Origin of the sequence: Catenulispora pinistramenti (assembly GCF_018274385.1) — a bacterium.
Taxonomy (GTDB): Bacteria; Actinomycetota; Actinomycetes; order Streptomycetales; family Catenulisporaceae; genus Catenulispora; species Catenulispora pinistramenti.
Genome location: NZ_JAAFYZ010000084.1, coordinates 1 through 17,368 on the forward strand (window position 1 = coordinate 1; position 17,368 = coordinate 17,368).

The 17,368-nt window shown below is 71.0% G+C and carries 15 protein-coding genes; 14 read left to right on the top strand and 1 reads right to left on the bottom strand.

Annotated elements, in window-relative coordinates; genetic code table 11:
• The 6 genes from KGQ19_RS23585 to KGQ19_RS23610 all read left to right on the top strand — a co-directional run.
• A partial coding sequence (locus KGQ19_RS23585; protein ID WP_212011615.1) for a hypothetical protein occupies positions 1–377 on the top strand: 377 nt, incomplete at its 5' end.
• A gap of 8 nt (positions 378–385) precedes the next feature.
• Positions 386–595 (top strand): hypothetical protein, encoded by a 210-nt coding sequence (locus KGQ19_RS23590; protein ID WP_212011617.1) that lies wholly within the window; start codon positions 386–388, stop codon positions 593–595.
• A gap of 81 nt (positions 596–676) precedes the next feature.
• On the top strand, positions 677–895 hold the full coding sequence (locus KGQ19_RS23595) for a twin-arginine translocase TatA/TatE family subunit (RefSeq protein ID WP_212011619.1): 219 nt from the start codon (positions 677–679) through the stop codon (positions 893–895).
• A gap of 16 nt (positions 896–911) precedes the next feature.
• Positions 912–1,877 (top strand): twin-arginine translocase subunit TatC, encoded by a 966-nt coding sequence (gene tatC, locus KGQ19_RS23600; protein WP_212011621.1) that lies wholly within the window; start codon positions 912–914, stop codon positions 1,875–1,877.
• Positions 1,878–1,956: 79 nt separating this feature from the next.
• The gene (locus tag KGQ19_RS23605; RefSeq protein ID WP_212011623.1) at positions 1,957–2,895 is read left to right on the top strand and encodes a diacylglycerol kinase; all 939 of its coding nucleotides are present in this window, start codon (positions 1,957–1,959) and stop codon (positions 2,893–2,895) included.
• Positions 2,896–2,960: 65 nt separating this feature from the next.
• On the top strand, positions 2,961–5,801 hold the full coding sequence (locus tag KGQ19_RS23610; RefSeq protein WP_212011631.1) for a DEAD/DEAH box helicase: 2,841 nt from the start codon (positions 2,961–2,963) through the stop codon (positions 5,799–5,801).
• 96 nt (positions 5,802–5,897) lie between these two features.
• Here the strand turns inward: KGQ19_RS23610 and KGQ19_RS23615 are convergent, their stop codons facing one another.
• A complete protein-coding gene (locus KGQ19_RS23615; protein WP_368862152.1) occupies positions 5,898–6,830 on the bottom strand; it encodes a 5'-3' exonuclease in 933 nt (310 codons plus the stop codon).
• Positions 6,831–6,961: 131 nt separating this feature from the next.
• On the opposite strand from KGQ19_RS23615, the gene KGQ19_RS23620 reads away from it, so the two are divergent.
• From KGQ19_RS23620 to ald, 8 genes are all read left to right on the top strand, one after another.
• On the top strand, positions 6,962–8,395 hold the full coding sequence (locus KGQ19_RS23620; protein WP_212011635.1) for an alanine/glycine:cation symporter family protein: 1,434 nt from the start codon (positions 6,962–6,964) through the stop codon (positions 8,393–8,395).
• A gap of 202 nt (positions 8,396–8,597) precedes the next feature.
• Positions 8,598–9,755 (top strand): ABC transporter substrate-binding protein, encoded by a 1,158-nt coding sequence (locus KGQ19_RS23625; protein WP_307856493.1) that lies wholly within the window; start codon positions 8,598–8,600, stop codon positions 9,753–9,755.
• A 29-nt stretch (positions 9,756–9,784) separates the two neighbouring features.
• On the top strand, positions 9,785–13,051 hold the full coding sequence (locus KGQ19_RS23630; RefSeq protein WP_212011639.1) for a sensor histidine kinase: 3,267 nt from the start codon (positions 9,785–9,787) through the stop codon (positions 13,049–13,051).
• Positions 13,052–13,063: 12 nt separating this feature from the next.
• Positions 13,064–13,561 carry a roadblock/LC7 domain-containing protein gene (locus KGQ19_RS23635; RefSeq protein WP_194927692.1) on the top strand — a complete coding sequence of 166 codons (498 nt, stop codon included), beginning with the start codon at positions 13,064–13,066 and terminating at the stop codon, positions 13,559–13,561.
• Positions 13,558–13,983, top strand: coding sequence for a DUF742 domain-containing protein (locus KGQ19_RS23640; protein ID WP_212011641.1), 426 nt, complete (start codon positions 13,558–13,560; stop codon positions 13,981–13,983). The genes KGQ19_RS23635 and KGQ19_RS23640 overlap by 4 nt, the downstream gene beginning before the upstream one ends.
• On the top strand, positions 13,976–14,560 hold the full coding sequence (locus tag KGQ19_RS23645) for a GTP-binding protein (RefSeq protein WP_212011643.1): 585 nt from the start codon (positions 13,976–13,978) through the stop codon (positions 14,558–14,560). Before KGQ19_RS23640 ends, KGQ19_RS23645 begins: the two co-directional genes overlap by 8 nt.
• 93 nt (positions 14,561–14,653) lie before the next feature.
• The gene (locus KGQ19_RS23650; protein WP_212011645.1) at positions 14,654–15,862 is read left to right on the top strand and encodes an RtcB family protein; all 1,209 of its coding nucleotides are present in this window, start codon (positions 14,654–14,656) and stop codon (positions 15,860–15,862) included.
• 270 nt (positions 15,863–16,132) lie between these two features.
• Entirely contained in the window at positions 16,133–17,248 is a 1,116-nt protein-coding gene (gene ald / locus KGQ19_RS23655) for an alanine dehydrogenase (protein ID WP_212011647.1), read from the top strand.
• Positions 17,249–17,368: the final 120 nt, after the last annotated feature.

Sequence of the window (17,368 nt, forward strand, 5' to 3'; positions counted from 1 at the left end):
CCCCCGAACCCGCCCCCGACGGCCGCACTCGCCTGCGAGCCCTGACCGGCGGCCTCGCAGACCTCTCCGACGCGCTGGCCGCGATCGGTGTCGAATCGGTCGCCCTGCGTAGTTCCCGCGCCGCCGCGCCGCAGCAAGCGGCTCCGGCCGCCGACTTCCGGGTGCGGTGTCCAGACTGCGGACCGCAGTATGTGGCCATCGCCGACGTGCGGTTCGTCGAGACCGGTGACGGTGCGGAGGCGAACCGCTACCTGTTCACCTGCCCCGCCTGCGGGGCCCGGGTGCGCCGGCCCGCCGGGCCGGAGTTGGCCGAGATCCTGAAATCCGCGGGTGTGGCCACCCTCGCCCTGCGTCGCGGGCCCGGCCAGGCCCTATAGTTTCCTGCATGTATTGGGTCCTGCTGATCACGATCACCGCCGTCGTCGCCCTGGTGATCATCGCCGCGTTCGGCTGGCGGGTGTTCGCCGCGGCCAAGGGTCTGATCCGGGAGCTGAAGAAGACCTCGGCCGTTCTGAACGACGCGAGCCAGACGTTGCGCGGAGTTCAGGAAATGGAGGGCGTCAAGGCGCTGCGCGCACGGGCCCAGCACGATTAGTCTTCGCATCGTGCCCGTGTTCATATCCGTGGCGCCCGCATACCCGGGGCCTGTCGCAGCGAAGGGGGTCGGACCGTGTTCATGCGGCTGATCGAGATCGGTCTGATCGTGCTGTTGGCGTGGGCGCTGTTCGGGCGCAACCGGCTGCTCGACTCGGTGCGCAACGTCCGCAAGTCGGCCCGGATCATGAAGTCCGAGATGCACGCCGCGGCGGACGACGTGGAGCTGCCCGAGGAAAAAGTGATTCCCGGCTCGATCGTCGACGACGGCGCCCAGCGCGCCGACAAGGCCCAGAACTGAAGGACCGGCGACAACCATGACCACGCAGGCCAGCGCCAACGGGACCCGGCCCAAGGGCAAGAGCAAGCCGCCGAAGGCGGTGAAGGCCAACAAGGACCCCGAGGGCCGGATGCCGCTCGGCGACCACATCCGTGAGCTGCGCACCCGGCTGTTCCGGGCTTCTGTGGGCATCGCGCTGGGCGCCATCGCCGGGTGGCTGGTCCACGCCTGGGTGATCCAGCTGCTGGAGAACACGGTCTGCAACGACTCCAGCATCCGCGGCGTCGGCCAGGCCACCAAGCAGTGCAAGAACGGCATCGTGACGCTGTCCGGGGCCACCGCGGGCATCTCGATCAGCCTGAAGGTCTCGCTCCTGGTCGGCCTGCTGCTGGCCTCGCCGGTCTGGCTGTACCAGCTCTGGGCGTTCATCGCGCCGGGCCTGCACAAGAACGAGAAGAAGTACAGCCTCAGCTTCGTCGCCGCCGGCGTGCCGCTGTTCGCCGCCGGTACCGCGCTGTGCTACCTGATCTTCCCGACGATCATGCGGGTGCTGCTCGGCTTCACCCCGAAGGGCGTCAGCAACCTCCTGCCGCTGGACACCTTCATCAACTTCTTCATGCGCATGGTGCTGATCTTCGGTGTCTCCTTCGAGGTCCCGCTGATCGTGGTCGCGCTGAACTTCACCGGCGTGCTGTCCGCCGCGCGGCTGAAGAAGTCCTGGCGCTACGTGACCTTCGGCATCTTCATCTTCGCCGCCACCGCGGTCCCGACCGGTGAGCCGCTGGGCATGACGGCCTTGGCCGCCCCGATGTGTCTGCTCTACTACGGCGCCATCGGCATCGCGGTCATGAACGACAAGCGCCGCGCCGCCCGCAACATCAACGCCAACCTGTCCCCGGACGAGGCCTCGGACGTGGACCTGGCGCCGCTCCCGGTCGAGCAGGCCCGTCCGGTCGAGCAGGTCCGGCGCGGCTTCGACGACGACTACGACGACCTCACCTGAGGCCCGCACCGGCCCGGTGCGATAACGCGCCGGTCACGACGCCATGACGCGGGAGGGCACGCGCTGCTAACGTTCGCGCGTGCCCAGCCGTTCCGACCAACACCGACCCGACCACCTCGTCGTCCTGATCAACCCCACGTCCGCCAAGGGCGCGGGGGCGAAAGCCGGCCGGCGCGCCGTCGCCGCGCTGCGGGCCGCCGGGATCGACGTGACCGAGATCGTCGGGCGCACCGCCGCCGACGGTGAGCAGCGGGCCGGCGACGCCCTGCTGAAGAACCCCGAAGCCGCGCTGGTGGTGGTCGGCGGCGACGGCATGGTCTCGGCCGGCCTGCGGCTGCTGACCGCCGAGCCGGAGTGCGTGCTCGGCATCATCCCGGCCGGCACCGGCAACGACACCGCGCGCAGCCTGGGCATCCCGCTGAAGGACCCCGAGGCCGCGGCCCGGGTGATCGTCGAGGGCCGCGTCGACCGGGTCGACCTCGGCGAGGCCACGGTCGGCGCCGGCACCTCCGCCGAGGTGGTCCGCCGCTTCTCCACGGTGCTGGCCTGCGGGCTGGACTCCAAGGTCAACGACCGGGCCAACCAGATGCGCTGGCCCCGCGGCAAGCGCCGCTACGACCTGTCGATGCTGCTGGAACTGCCCCGCTTCAAGGCTCCGGCGTTCCAGATGCTGCTGGACGACCAGGAGCGGACCGCCGAGTGCATGCTGATCGCGGTCGGCAACGGCCCCTCCTACGGCGGCGGCATGCTCATCTGCCCCCAGGCCCGCATGGACGACGGCCGGTTCCAGCTCACCGAGGTCCGCAAGATCTCCAAGCCGGCGCTGCTGACGATCTTCCCGAAGGTCTTCTCCGGCCGGCACGTGAACCATCCCAAGGTGAACGTCCACCACGCGGCCCGGATCGAGCTGCGCGCCGACGGCGTCAGCTGTTGGGCCGACGGCGAGCGGATCGGCGCGCTGCCGGTGGCGCTGCGGACGCTGCCAGGGGCGTTGCGGGTGTTCCGGCCGGCGAGCTGAGCACCGCCGGAGCCCGCCGGGCAAACCTGAGGCGCGGCGATCAAGCTTGCGGTTAGGGTGGAGGCATGTCATCGCCCGCTGAGCCCCTGCGGGCTCCCGACGTGCCTGCCCTCTCCGAGTTCCAGCGCTTCCGCGGGGGTTACGACTTCGACCTCGACGGGTTCCAGATCCAGGGGTGTCGGGCGCTGGAGGCCGGGGACAGCGTCCTGGTCGCGGCCCCGACCGGCTCGGGCAAGACCGTCGTGGGGGAGTTCGCCGTCCACCTGGCCCTGGCGCAGGGCGTCAAGTGCTTCTACACCACCCCGATCAAGGCGCTGTCCAACCAGAAGTTCGCCGATCTGGTGGCCCGGCACGGCGCCGCCAACGTCGGCCTGCTGACCGGCGACAACACGGTCAACGGCGAGGCCCCGATCGTCGTGATGACGACCGAGGTGCTGCGCAACATGCTCTACGCGGGCTCGGCGACCCTGTCCGGCCTGGGCTACGTGGTCATGGACGAGGTCCACTACCTCGCCGACCGCTTCCGCGGCGCGGTCTGGGAAGAGGTCATCATCCACCTGCCGGAGTCGGTGCGCCTGGTGGCGCTGTCGGCGACGGTGTCGAACGTCGAGGAGTTCGCCGGCTGGCTGCGCACCGTCCGCGGCGACACCAAGTCCATCGTCTGGGAGCACCGACCGGTCCCGCTGTGGCAGCACGTCCTGTCCGGCAAGCGCATGTTCGACCTGTTCGCCAACGGCGCCGACGGCGAGGCCATGCCCGGCGCCAACGGCCAGGGCGGTATCTCGGCGGCCCGCGAGCTGCGGGTCAATCCCGAACTGGTGCGCCTGAACCGCGAAGAATCGATGTACAAGCGGAGCGGCCCGCGCAGCAGCGGCCCCAACGCCAACCGCGGCGGACGCGGCCGGGACCGGCGCCGGGGCGGCTGGGTCCCCAGCCGGGTCGACGTGATCGAGAAGCTGGACGCCGAGGGCCTGCTCCCGGCCATCACCTTCATCTTCAGCCGGGCCGGCTGCGACGCCGCGGTCCAGCAGTTCCTGCACGCCGGGGTCAGGCTGCTGAACGCCGACGAGCGGGCCCGGGTCAAGACGCACGTGCTGGAGCGCACCGGCAAGATCCCCTCCGAGGACCTCAATGTCCTGGGTTTCCACGACTGGTTCGACGGCCTGCAGCGCGGGGTGGCCGCCCACCACGCGGGCATGCTGCCGACGTTCAAGGAGATCGTCGAAGAGCTCTTCGTCCAGGGCCTGGTCAAGGCGGTCTTCGCCACCGAGACGCTGGCCCTGGGCATCAACATGCCGGCCCGCACGGTCGTCCTGGAGGCGCTGACCAAGTGGAACGGTGAGAACCACGTCGACCTGACGGCCGGGGAGTACACCCAGCTCACCGGGCGCGCCGGCCGGCGCGGCATCGACATCGAGGGCCACGCCGTGGTGCTGTGGCGCCAGGACCTGGACGCCAAGGCGCTGGCCGGGCTGGCCGGGACCCGCACCTATCCGCTGCGCTCGTCGTTCAAGCCGTCCTACAACATGGCGGTCAACCTGGTCGGCCAGTTCGGCGCCGAGCGGGCCCGCAACCTGCTGGAGACCTCGTTCGCGCAGTACCAGGCCGACCAGGCCGTGGTCGGCCTGACGCGGCAGGTGCGCAAGAACACCGGCGCGCTGGAGGGCTACTCCGAGGCCATAACGTGCCACCTCGGCGACTTCGACGAGTACATGGCGCTGCGCCGTCAGCTCTCGGAGCGGGAGGCTGACCTGTCGCGGCAGGGGGCTGCGAACCGGCGCGCGGCGTCGCTGGAAGCGCTGGAGAAGCTGCAACCCGGCGACATCATCGTGGTGCCCGCCGGCAAGCGCGCCGGCGTGGCCGTGGTCCTGGACCCGGGGACACCGGCTTCGACCGCGGGGCGGCAGAAGCAGTTCACCGGCGACGGCCCGCGCCCGGTGGTCCTGACCGTCGACCGCCAGGTGGTGCGGCTGTCGCTGACGGACTTCCCCAGCCCGGCCGAACCGCTGGACCACATGCGCGTCCCGAAGTCCTTCAACGCCAAGTCGGCCCAGTCCCGCAAGGACCTGGCCGCGGTCCTGCGCAGCAAGGCCGGGGACAAGGAGATCCCGCCCTACCGCAAGACCCGCTACCGTGCCGAGGCCACGGACGACACCGAGATCAACCGCCTGCGCAAGGCCATCCGCGCCCACCCCTGCCACGGCTGCCAGGAGCGCGAGGACCATGCCCGCTGGGCGGAGCGCTACCACAAGCTGGACCGCGAGACGAAGCAGCTGGAGAAGCGCGTCGCCGGCCGGACGAACAGCATCGCCCGCGTCTTCGACCGGGTCTGCGGCCTGCTGGAACAGCTGGGCTACCTCGACGGCGACCAGGTCACCCCGATCGGCAAGCGCCTCGGGCGGCTCTACACGGAACTGGACTTGCTCACCGCCGAAACCCTGCGAGCGGGCCTGTGGGAGGGCCTGACCCCGCCCGAACTCGCCGCCTGCGTATCAGCTCTGGTCTACGAGGCCCGCCGCGCCGACGACGCCGGCCCCCCGCGCCTGCCCGGCGGCGCCGTCCCCAAGACCCTCGACGAGATGGTCCGCCTCTGGGCCAAGCTCGAAGAGCTGGAGACCGACCACCACCTGGAGTTCCAACGCGAACCAGACCTCGGCTTCGCCCTCCCGGCCTACCACTGGGCCTCGGGCAAGGCGCTGGAAGAGGTGCTGTGGGACGTGGAGATGCCCGCAGGCGACTTCGTCCGCTGGTGCAAGCAGCTGATCGACCTGCTGGGCCAGGTCGCCAACGCGGCGGCGGAGCTCAAGGCGGACAACGGGAAGAAGAGCACGGTGCGCGAGGCCGCGCAGGAGGCGATCGACGGGCTGCGGCGCGGCGTGGTCGCCTACTCGATGCTGAACGGGTAGGTCGGCATATCGCGTGTATGACGCTCGCCGCTGACGGAGGTGTCGGCGGCGAGCGAGCATCGGCCTCGTCCATCGCCGCTCATCGCCGCTCGCCCATCACCGCTCGCCCATCACCCGGATCACCCGCGCCATCGCCGTCTTCAACCCGAACTTCTCCGCCAGCATCGCCGCCATGATCGGGTCCTTGGCCTCGCGCGGCAGCATGTCGTCGTGCTCCACCACCGGGGCGTCGCGTACCACGCGCACCACCGTCGGGGCCGCGTCCAGGTAGCCCGCCGCCTCGGCGATCCGCTTGCGCTGGGCCGGCTTCAGCGTCGAGGTCGGGTCGGTTGCCGCCGCGCGGACGCCGGGCAGGTCGCGGTACTGCGAGATCAGGGCCGCCGCCGTCTTCTCGCCGATGCCGGTGACGCCGGGCAGGCCGTCGCTCGGGTCGCCGCGCAGAGCCGCGAAGTCCGCGTACTCGTTGCCGCTGATGCCGTACTTCTCGCGCAGCACGGCGTCGGTGACCACTTCCAGCTTGGTCACGCCCTTGCCGATGTTCAGGACCCGGATCTGCCGGGCGTCGTCGACCATCTGGTACAGGTCTCGGTCCATGGTCACCACGTCCACCGGCCCGTGCCCGCTCCAGCGCTCGGCCAGCGTCGCCAGGACGTCGTCGGCCTCGAAGCCGGGTGCCTCGGCGCGCGCGATGCCCAGCGCGTCCAGCGCCGCCTCGATCACCGGCACCTGCGGGCTCAGCGTGTCCGGTACCTCCTCGACGTCGACGCCGTCGGCGCCCGAGGCCCCGGCCGGTGCCTCCGCCAGCACCCGGTGCGCCTTGTACGACGGGATCGCCTCGACGCGGAACGCCGGACGCCAGTCGGCGTCGAAGCACGCGACCAGCCGGTCCGGCTTGTAGGTGCCGATCAGGTGGCTGACGAAGTCCAGCGTCCCGCGCACCGCGTTCACCGGCATCCCGTCGGGGGAGCGGATCGTGTCCGGCACGCCGAAGAAGGCGCGGAAGTACAGCGTGGGGGTGTCGAGCACCATCAGGCGCTCCTGGGTCTTCGCCATGAGGCCGATCCTAGAGTGCCGCGCTGACCCGACCGGCGACCTCGGCCACCCGACTCGACCGGCCCAAGCGATCTTTCGCGCCGCCCGCGAAGGATCATCACCTCCTCATGGACTTCGTCAGGGAGCAGTTCATCGACCCGGTCAGCCACTTCCTGTACACGTACGTCCTCATCTACCTCCTCATCGGCGCCGGCCTCTACTTCACCGCCCGCACCCGCGCCGTCCAGGTCCGCCTCCTGAAGCCGGCCCTGCGCCTGCTGGTCGGCGACTCCTCCCGCAGCCACTCCGAGAACGGCGTCTCCTCCTTCCAGGCCTTCGCCATCGGCCTGGCCTCGCGCGTGGGCACCGGCAACATCGCCGGTGTCGCGGTGGCCCTGACCGTCGGCGGGCCCGGCGCGGTGTTCTGGATGTGGGTGGTCGCGGTGGTCGGCATGGCGACCGGGTTCGTCGAGGCCACCCTGGCGCAGTTGTTCAAGCGTGCCGCGCCAGGCGGCGGCTATCGCGGCGGCCCCGCCTACTACATGGAGACCGGCCTCGGCTCCCGCCGGGCCGGCGCGGTTTTCGCCGTCCTGCTGATCTTCACCTTCGGTATCGCCTTCACGATGGTCCAGGCGAACACCGTCGCCGACGTCCTGGCCGGTACGCACGGCGTCTCCGCGCACTGGACCGGCCTGATCCTGGTCCTCCTGTCCGCCCCGGCTCTGTTCGGCGGCGTCCAGCGGGTGGCCAAGATCGCCGGCCTGGTGCTGCCGGTGATGGCCGTGGCCTATCTGCTGCTGGCCGTGGTGATCATCGTCACCAACCCCGGCCGCGTGGTCGAGGCCCTCGGCTGGGTCTTCCGCGACGCCTTCGGCTTCGGCCCGGCCGCGGTCGGCGGCGTCTCCGGCCTCGGCGCGGCGATGCTCAACGGCGTCAAGCGCGGTCTGTTCTCCAACGAGGCCGGTATGGGCTCGGCCCCGAACGCCGCCGCGACCGCCGACACCACCCACCCGGCCAAGCAGGGCCTGCTCCAGTCGCTCGGCGTCGCGGTGGACACCCTGGTGGTCTGCACGGCGACCGCGATGATCATCATGCTCGCCGACCGGAGCGTCTACGACCCCAGACATCCCGGCTCCTCGACCGGCGCCTCGCTGACCCAGGCAGCCGTGGTGAACCAGTTCGGCGACTGGAGCAAGTGGGTGATGACCGTGATGGTCTTCGTCTTCGCCTACTCCTCGGTGCTGGGCAACTACGTCTACGCCGAGGTCAACCTGGACTACCTGGGTGCGACCCGGGCCCGGGTCCAGGCCTTCCGCGTGGTGGTGCTGGCAGCGGTCGGTGTGGGCTCGCTGTTGAGCCTGCAGCTGGTGTGGGAGTTCGCCGACGTGGCGATGGGCGTCATGGCCTTGATGAACCTGGCGGCGATCGTCCTGCTGGGCCGCTGGGCCTTCGGCGCGCTGCGGGACTACGAGGCCGGGCGGGCCGGTGGCGCCGATCCGTCGTTCCACGCACCCGGCAACGAATACCTGCCAGGAAGCCTCCGCACGGATGTTTGGGTCTGATCGGATCCAGCCCTTTCCATACGCTCCCTGATTCTCTACTGACCATACGATCGTGTAGTGTGCAGCGCGTCGCGTACGGTCGCGTGCCGTCCGTGTCCCCCCACGCAAGGCTCTGGCATGACAAGCGACGAGTGAGCAGAAAGCGCCCCGGTCTATGGCGATAGTGCGTTCGGCGTCCTCTGGACGTCGATACGGGTCCCTCGTGGCGCGCCTGGCCGCCGTGGTCACCAGCCTGGCGCTGATGGCGGGTTGCTCCTCCGGGGCGGGATCGGCTGCCGCCGGGGCCTTCGTCGCGCCGCCGGTGCCGATGGCCGAGCCGGGCTCGGCCTCCGAGGGCGACCTGTACATGGTGGTGTGGGACGGCTACGCCGAGAACCAGTGGATCGTGCCGTTCCAGCAGCAGACCAACTGCCAGGTGCACGCCGACACCGCCGGCAGTTCCGACGAGATGGTCGCGGACGTCAAGTCCGGACGCTACGACGTGGTCTCCGCCTCGGGGGACGCCAGCCTGCGGATGATAGCCAGCGGGGACGTCGCCCCCGTCGACGTCTCCAAGGTCCCCAACTACGCGCAGATCTACCCGGGCCTGAAAGACCGGCCCTGGAACTCGGTGAACGGCGTGCCCTACGGGATCCCCCAGGGCCGCGGCGCGAACGTCCTGATCTACAACAAGAACAAGATGGCGCCGCCGACCTCGCTGGGCGCGGTGTTCAACCCCGACCCCTCGGCGGCCGGGCACGTGTCGGTCTACGACTCACCGATCACCATCGCCGACGCCGCGCTGTACCTGATGAGCAGCCAGTCGGCGCTGGGTATCAAGAACCCTTACGAGCTGGACAAGAACCAGTTCGACGCGGTCGTCGCGCTGCTGACCAAGCAGCGCGCCGCGGTCGGTGACTACTGGCCCGACACCGCCGACCAGGAGGCCGCCTTCGCCAAGGGCGCGGACACCATCGGCACCGGCTGGCAGGTGGTCGTCAACAGTCTGCAGAACGCCGGACACGGGGAGATCGCCACCGCCACGCCGACCGAGGGCAGCACCGGGTGGTCCGACACCTGGATGGTGAGCGCCACGGCGAAGGATCTGACCTGCACCTATGAGTGGCTGAACTACATCTCCTCGCCGACCGTCAACGCGCAGGTGGCCCAGTGGGCCGGGGAGGCCCCGGCGAACTCGCAGGCCTGCGCCAAGACCACCGACCCCAAGTTCTGCGCCGCCTACCACGCCGACGACGAGTCCTACTGGAAGAACATCTGGTTCTGGACCACGCCCAGCGCGCGCTGTGGGGACGGAAGCGACCGTACGTGCGTGCCCTACTCGCAGTGGGTGGCGGCCTGGAACCGGATCAAACACCAATGACCGCACGGGGCAAGGGAGGCGGTGCGGACATGACGCAGAGCTCGGGCGCCGACGTCGCCAACACCACCAAGACCGGGATCCGCGCCCGGCTGCCGTTCCGGCGCCGCATGGACCTGCTGGTCATCCTGCCCACCGTGGCCATGGCCGCGCTGATGACCCCGGTCGCGGTCCACGAGGTGGACGTGGCCGGCCAGTGGAACTCGGCGGCCGACTTCCTGTCCTCGTCCAAGTCCGTCAGCCAGCTGATCCAGGACCTGTCGGTGGAGCGCGACAAGGCCCAGGCGGCGATGAGCGGCGACCCGGACAAGGTGGCGCAGTACACGGCCGCCATCGGCACCACCGACTCCCAGGTCCAGCAGGTCACCTCGGACTACGGCAGCAGCGCCACGCCGACCCTGACCGCCGCCCTGGCCGCCGTCTCCGACCTGAGCTACGTGCGCGAACTGCCGGCCACCGAGGGCATGTCGCAGAACTATGTGCTGCAGGCCCACGTCCAACAGTTGGTCGACACCGTGTACGGGGCCATCGACTCGCAGATGGTCTCGGCGCTGGACTTCGGCGGGCACGCGGCCGACGGCGGTCCGGCCGCCTCGCTGGAGTCCGAGCTGTCCGCGCTGTACTCCGGCGACATGGCCGAGAGCCAGCGCGAGGCCTCGCTCACCGCCTTCGCCTCCGGCCCCACCGAGTTCAACGCCGGTGAGGAGTACGCCACCGCGCTGCGCTGGGACCAGGTCGCGCAGGTGCAGTTCGGGCTGGTGCAGCAGTCCACCGCGGCCTCGGACCGCAACGCCATCGCCGACCTGCTCCGCTCGGCGCAGGCCGAGGTCTTCCGCGGCTACCAGGACCGCGCCGAGGCCATGTACGGCCTGGCCTTCGACCCGATCCGCGGGGTCAGCGGCGCCACCCAGGTCAACCCGCAGACCATCCAGACCCTGAGCGACCGCACGTCGCTGACCGCGGCCTTCGAGACCGCGTCCAACTCCCGGGCCGGGGCCGAGGCCCAGATCACCGACCGGATCATCGGCCTGGCCCGGGACAACGCCCAGCAGGCCGAGCTCACCGTGGCGCTGCTGATCGGCATCGGGGTGCTGGCCGCCGGCGGGCTGATGGTGCTGTCCGGACTGATCCGCAGATCCGTGGTGCGGCCGGTGCTGGCGCTGACCCGGGCCGCCACCCGCGTCGCCCGCGCCGCCGCGGCCGATCTGGAACGGGTCACCGACGAGGACCTCGGCGAGCGCGGTGAGCTGCCGGAGTTCGAGGCCATCCCGGTGCCGACCGACGACGAGCTCGGCGACCTGGCGCTGGCGTTCAACAAGGTGCAGGAGACCGCGCTGCTGATGCTGGAGCGGCAGGTCACCATCCGGCGCAACACCGCGGAGATGTTCGGCAACGTCGGGCACCGGATCCACAACCTCACCGGACGCCAGCTGTCGATCATCGACCAGGTGGAGCGGACCGAGACCGATCCGACGCTGCTGGACCGGCTCTACCGCATCGACCACCTCGCGGTGCGCTTGCAGCGCGGTGCCGACAGCCTGATCCTGCTCTCCGGCGAGCGCGAGGCCAACATCTCCGGCGCGCCGATGCGGCTCACCGACGTGGTGCGCTCGGCCGTCGGCCGCGTCGAGGGCTACCAGCGGGTGGTGCTGATCGCCGAGGACGACGCCATGGTCGCGCCCTCGGCGGTCGGCGACCTGACGCTGATGGTCGCCGAACTCGTGGAGAACGCGGTGTCGTTCTCCCCGGCCAGCCAGCGGGTGGAGATCGCGGTCGGGCTGTCGGCGCGCGGGTTCGTGATCGAGATCGTGGACCGCGGGATGGGCATGTCGCCGGAGCAGATGGCGCAGGAGAACGCGCGCCTGGTGCGCCGCGAGCGCCTGGACCTGGCGCCGACCCGGGTACTGGGCCTGTTCGTGGTGGGCCGGCTGTCGGTGCGGACCGGTGCGGCCGTGGAACTGTCGGCGACGGCAGGCGGCGGGACCACGGCGCGGGTGTACGTGCCCGGATTCCTGCTGGCCGGGCCGGTGGCCGAGACGGCCGGGACGGCTGGGACGCGGGCCCCGCGCGGAGACGCCGCCGAGGCCGCCGCGACGGGGACGCCGGGTGCGGCCGCCGCGCCGGCCGGCAACGGGGTGCCGACGTTGCCCTCCGGCCCGATGCTGCCCTCCAGCCCAGCCCAGGCGCATGCTCAGGCGCTGGAGACGCGCGGGCGGCCGCCGCTGACGCCGGCGCAGCCGATGCACGTCCCGGAGCCTTCGCCGGCTGCGGAGTCGGCGCCCGCTGGATTCGGCTCCGGCGCCGGGTTCGGTCCTGGTTCTGGTTCGGGTTCGGCCCCCGCGCTGCCGCCGGGGGCTGAGGGTCTGCCTCGGCGGGTGCCCGGGGCGTCGCAGCCGGGGGAGGCGTTCAGCCTGCCGACACCGAATACACCGTTCGACGGGTACGCCGCCGGTCCGGCCGCTGCCGGGCAGGCCGGTGCGCACGCCGCCCCGTATCCGGCGGCTGATCCGGCCGGGGTGAACCCGGCTGGGGTGAACCCGGCCGGGGCGAACGCCGCCGGAACCGGTGGCGCATCCGGGTCGCCGTCGTTCCAGACCTTTGACCGGGCTGCGGCTGACGCGCAGTCCGGCCCGCCTTCCTACCAACCGCGACCGTCCCAGCCGCCGACCGCCGGACCGGAGAACTCCTCGCTCCAGGTGTCCGGCTTCGACGCGCTCGGCCAGCCGGGGGCGACCGACGCCCCGGGCGGCCGCTACTCGCTCGGCCCGCTGGCGCCGGTGCCGCCCGAAGGACCCGGCCGGCGGCGCGCGCTGTCCGGCGGCGACGTCCAGCAGCAGCCGCATCAGCCGGTGCCCGAGCCGCGCCGGGAGACCGAGATGCTGCCGGTGCGCCGGCCGCGGGCGGTGCCGCCGCCATCGAATTCCCAGGCGACGGCTTCTCCCCAGGCGGCGGCTCCCCAGGCGGCGACCCCACCGGCCGCCGCGGCCTCCGCGTCCCCGGTCGCCGCGCCCCCGCCCAGCGCCACCGCCCCGCAGCCTTCCGACGGAGCCCTGCCCCGCCGAGTCCGCAAGACGCCCTCGCACCCGGACTGGCCGACCAGCCAGATCTCCGCGGTGACCGAGGGGCCGGCCCAGCAGCAGGACGCGCGGGCCGTGCGGGACGCGTTGCAGGAGTTCGAGGCGGGAGTGGAACGAGCGAACCGCGACAGCGCCGAACAGACGACGCAGCTGCCGACCCGCCGGCAGGCGGCCCGCCACGCGGGCCCGGCCACGCCGCAGCGGGACGGGGAAGACCAATAGGAGGACGACACCATGATCGGCTCTAATAGTGCCGCCCCGTGGGAGAGCGAAGATCAGCGGCTCGCAGCCGACGCCGCGGACTTCACGTGGATGGTCGCCCGGTTCGCCAACGAGACCGCCGGCGTGGTCGACGCCATCGCGGTCTCGTCCGACGGGCTGTTGATCGCCGTCTCGCGCCCGCAGGACCCGGGGTCCTCCGAGCGGCTGGCCGCCGTGGTCTCCGGGATGACTTCCCTGGCCGCCGGCGCCGGCGGCAACTACGGCCTGGGCGCGCTGAACAAGGTCATCATCGACATGGAGGGCGGCTACCTGCTGATCACCCGGATCGGCAGCGGCGCGGTGCTCGGCGCGGTCACCACGGCCGACGCCAAGCTGGCCAACGTCGCCTACGAGATGACGCTGTTCGCCAACCGGGTCGGCGCGGTGCTGAGCCCGGCGCTGATCATCGAGCTGAAGAACACCGTCGGCATGGGCGTCCCCGCACGCAGGCCAGGTGGTGGGCAGGGGTGACCGAACCGGGCCGGGCGGGCCCCGCCGAGCAGGGCCGCCGCGACGCCGTCGAGCAGGTCTCGGCGGTGCGTCCGTTCCTGCTCACCGAGGGCCGGGTGGTCGACGGCGAACAGGCGCTGCCGATGGAGACCCAGCTGGTCGCCACCCCCGAGGCGCTGGCCCAGCTGGAGCAGCCGCACCTGGCCTTCGAACGCCGCGCCATCATCGAGACCTGCCGCGTCCCGGTCTCCCTGGCCGAGCTGGCCGCCCGCCTGAAGCTGCACTTGAACGTGGTCCGCGTCCTGGTGGGCGACCTGCACACACGACAGCTGCTGACCGTCCACGTCCCCCGCGCGGCCGGCGGCTCGGATCTGGACATCTTGAGAAGGGTGATCGATGGCCTCCGCGCAATACACACGTCAGGCGGGCCCGGCCATGACTGAAGCCACCCCCACGGCGACGGCCGTCCGGCCGCCGCAGCCGGTGAAGATGGTGATCTCCGGCGGCTTCGGCGTGGGCAAGACCACCGCCATCGGGGCGGTCAGCGAGATCGAGCCGCTCACCACCGAGGCCGCCATCACCGAGGTGGCGGCGGGCGTGGACGACACCAGCCTGACCCCGCGCAAGACCACCACCACGGTCGCGATGGACTTCGGCTGCCTGACCCTGGACCCCACGCTGAAGCTGTACATCTTCGGCACCCCGGGCCAGGACCGCTTCGGCTTCATGTGGAAGGACGTCACGGCCGGCGCCCTCGGCGCGCTGGTGGTCGTCGACTCCCGGCGCCTGGACGAGTGTTTCCCGGCGGTGGACTACTTCGAGCGCGAGGGGACCCCGTTCGCGATAGCGGTGAACGCCTTCGACGGGGTGCTCTCGCACTCGCTGCCCGCGGTGCGGTCGGCGCTGGACGTGGCACCGGAGGTGCCGGTGGTGGCATTCGACGCCCGCAGCGCGGATTCGGTGCGGGAATCGCTGATTGTCGTGCTCGAACATGCCTTGATGCGGGCCCGGGGGTATTAGGGGCCGCAAATCCTGTTGCCCGCACCCGCGTTCGCATGGCGTCATAGTTCCCGTCATCAACGAACGCGAATGCGAATGAGGCTGGGTAGAAGCATGTACACGACAGTTCCCGGACCGACCGAGCAGAGCTCGCCGATCCGGATGTGGGCCGAACCGGAGTCTGTGGAGCCGCAGGCGCTGGAACAGCTCCGAAACGTCGCCGCGCTGCCCTGGACCCACGGCGTCGCCGTGATGCCCGACGTGCACCGGGGGATCGGGGCGACGGTCGGGTCCGTCATCGCGATGAAGGGTGCTGTCTCGCCGGCCGCGGTCGGGGTCGACATCGGCTGCGGGATGTCCGCGGTCAAGACCTCGCTGGTCGCCGATCAACTGCCGGACGATCTCAGTAAGCTGCGGACCCGGATCGAGCAGGCGGTGCCGGTCGGGCGGGGCGTGCACCACAAGGACGTGCGGCTGGAGGCGGTGCAGGAGCCCGGCGCGAAGAAGCCGCTGCGGGGCTGGCACGAGTTCTGGCAGGGCTTCGACGAGCTCGAGCGCACCGTCACGCGGGGCAAGCGGGGCCGGGTCTCGGAGCAGATGGGGACGCTCGGGGGCGGGAACCACTTCCTCGAGGTGAACCTGGACGCGCAGGGCGGCGTGTGGCTGATGCTGCACTCCGGCTCCCGGGGCATCGGGAACCAGCTGGCCGCGCACCACATCGAGGTGGCCCGCACGCTCCCGCAGAACCAGGACCTGCCGGACCCGGACCTCGCGGTCTTCCTCGCGGACACCCCGCAGATGGCCGCCTACCGGCGCGACCTGTTCTGGGCGCAGGAGTACGCGCGGCGGAACCGGGCCGTGATGCTGTGGCTGTTCGCCGAGGTGCTGCGCAAGGAGTTCCCGAAGGTCACCTTCGACAAGGCCATCTCCTGCCACCACAACTACGTGGCGGAGGAGACCTACGACGGCGTCGAGGTCCTGGTCACCCGCAAGGGAGCGATCCGGGCTGGCGGCGGGGACCTCGGCATCATCCCGGGGTCGATGGGCACCGGTTCCTACATCGTGCGCGGTCTGGGCAACGCCGCGGCGTTCAACTCGGCCTCGCACGGGGCCGGCCGGCTGATGAGCCGGAACCAGGCCCGCAAGCAGTTCACCGTCGAGGACCTGAAGAAGCAGACCAAGGGCGTCGAGTGCCGGAAGGACCCCGGCGTCGTGGACGAGATCCCCGGCGCGTACAAGGACATCCGGTCGGTCATGGCGCGGCAGACCGACCTGGTGGAGATCGTCGCCGAGCTCAAGCAGGTGGTCTGCGTCAAGGGCTGACGCCGGCCGCGGGCCGGGCCGACCCCGGGCCGCACGAAACCCCGTCCCCTCGAACACCACGAGGGGGCGGGGTTTTCGCCTGTTTTCCCCAGGTCGACAACCGTGGCTGCCTTCGATTGCCAGGATCATGTACTGTCACTCCGTACGAATTCCGCCCCTCAGCCTGACAGGCTGTCAACCGATCCGGCCGGTCACGCAGAGATACACTCGCACAGCCGGGGCCGACAGCGAGGTCGGCGTCGTACCGAACCGAACGAAGGACTGGTCGCCATGAAGGTCGGCGTTCCCCGCGAACTCAAGAACAACGAGTTCCGTGTCGCGATCACCCCCTCCGGGGTCCACGAGCTGGTCCGCAACGGCCACGAGGTCTTCGTGGAGAAGGACGCCGGCGCCGGCTCCTCGCTCTCCGACGAGCAGTACGTCGCCGCCGGCGCGACCATCCTGGACACCGCCGACGAGGTGTGGGCCACCGGCGACCTGATCCTGAAGGTCAAGGAGCCGATCGCGGCCGAGTACCACCGGATGCGCCGGGACCAGGTCCTGTTCACCTACCTGCACCTGGCCGCCTCCCGGGAGTGCACCGACGCGCTGCTGGACTCCGGCATCACCGCCATCGCCTACGAGACGGTCCAGCTGCCCGACGGCTCGCTGCCGCTGCTGGCCCCGATGTCCGAGGTGGCCGGCCGGATGGCGGCCCAGGTCGGCGCCGCGACGCTGCAGAAGGCCAACGGCGGGCGCGGCGTGCTGATGGGCGGCGTGCCCGGCGTGCAGGCCGCGAACGTGGTGGTCATCGGCGGCGGCGTGTCCGGCATCAACGCCGCGGTCATCGCCAAGGGCATGGGCGCCCAGGTGAAGCTGCTCGACAAGAGCATCGCCCGGCTCCGCCAGGTGGACGCCGACCAGTTCGGCCAGATCCAGACCCTGGCCTCGAACGCCTTCGAGATCGAGCAGGCCTGTCTGGACGCCGACCTGGTGATCGGCGCGGTCCTGGTCCCCGGCGCCAAGGCCCCCAAGCTGGTCAGCAACGAGCTGGTCTCGCGCATGAAGCCGGGCTCGGTGCTCGTCGACATCGCCATCGACCAGGGCGGCTGCTTCGAGGACTCGTACCCGACCACGCACGCCGAACCGACCTTCCAGGTCCACGACTCGGTGTTCTACTGCGTGGCCAACATGCCCGGCGCGGTGCCCTACACCTCCACCTACGCGCTGACCAACGTCACCCTGCCCTACGCGGTGGAGATCGCGAACTTCGGCTGGAAGGACGCCTGCCAGCGCGACCACGCCCTGGCCCTGGGGCTGAACACGCACGACGGCCAGCTCACCTACCCGCAGGTCGGCGAGGCGCACGGGCTGCCCTCGCTGAAGCTGGACGAGGTGCTGGCCTAACACAGCGGTCGGATACAGGCCGGTCGGATACAGGCCGGTCGGATACAGACCGGCCGGATGGCGTGAAGAAGGGCCCCGGCGCTTGCCAGGGCCCTTGCCCGCGTCATGGCTCGAAGAGCC

What these genes read in the sequence shown, in the direction of transcription:
- KGQ19_RS23650 (WP_212011645.1), top strand. Translation starts at nt 14,654, where the DNA reads ATGTACACGACAGTTCCCGGACCGACCGAGCAGAGCTCGCCGATCCGG.
- KGQ19_RS23595 (WP_212011619.1), top strand. Translation starts at nt 677, where the DNA reads ATGCGGCTGATCGAGATCGGTCTGATCGTGCTGTTGGCGTGGGCGCTG.
- KGQ19_RS23615 (WP_368862152.1), bottom strand. Translation starts at nt 6,830, where the DNA reads ATGGTGCTCGACACCCCCACGCTGTACTTCCGCGCCTTCTTCGGCGTG.
- KGQ19_RS23645 (WP_212011643.1), top strand. Translation starts at nt 13,976, where the DNA reads ATGACTGAAGCCACCCCCACGGCGACGGCCGTCCGGCCGCCGCAGCCG.
- tatC (WP_212011621.1), top strand. Translation starts at nt 912, where the DNA reads ATGACCACGCAGGCCAGCGCCAACGGGACCCGGCCCAAGGGCAAGAGC.
- ald (WP_212011647.1), top strand. Translation starts at nt 16,133, where the DNA reads ATGAAGGTCGGCGTTCCCCGCGAACTCAAGAACAACGAGTTCCGTGTC.
- KGQ19_RS23635 (WP_194927692.1), top strand. Translation starts at nt 13,064, where the DNA reads ATGATCGGCTCTAATAGTGCCGCCCCGTGGGAGAGCGAAGATCAGCGG.
- KGQ19_RS23590 (WP_212011617.1), top strand. Translation starts at nt 386, where the DNA reads ATGTATTGGGTCCTGCTGATCACGATCACCGCCGTCGTCGCCCTGGTG.
- KGQ19_RS23610 (WP_212011631.1), top strand. Translation starts at nt 2,961, where the DNA reads ATGTCATCGCCCGCTGAGCCCCTGCGGGCTCCCGACGTGCCTGCCCTC.
- KGQ19_RS23620 (WP_212011635.1), top strand. Translation starts at nt 6,962, where the DNA reads ATGGACTTCGTCAGGGAGCAGTTCATCGACCCGGTCAGCCACTTCCTG.
- KGQ19_RS23630 (WP_212011639.1), top strand. Translation starts at nt 9,785, where the DNA reads ATGACGCAGAGCTCGGGCGCCGACGTCGCCAACACCACCAAGACCGGG.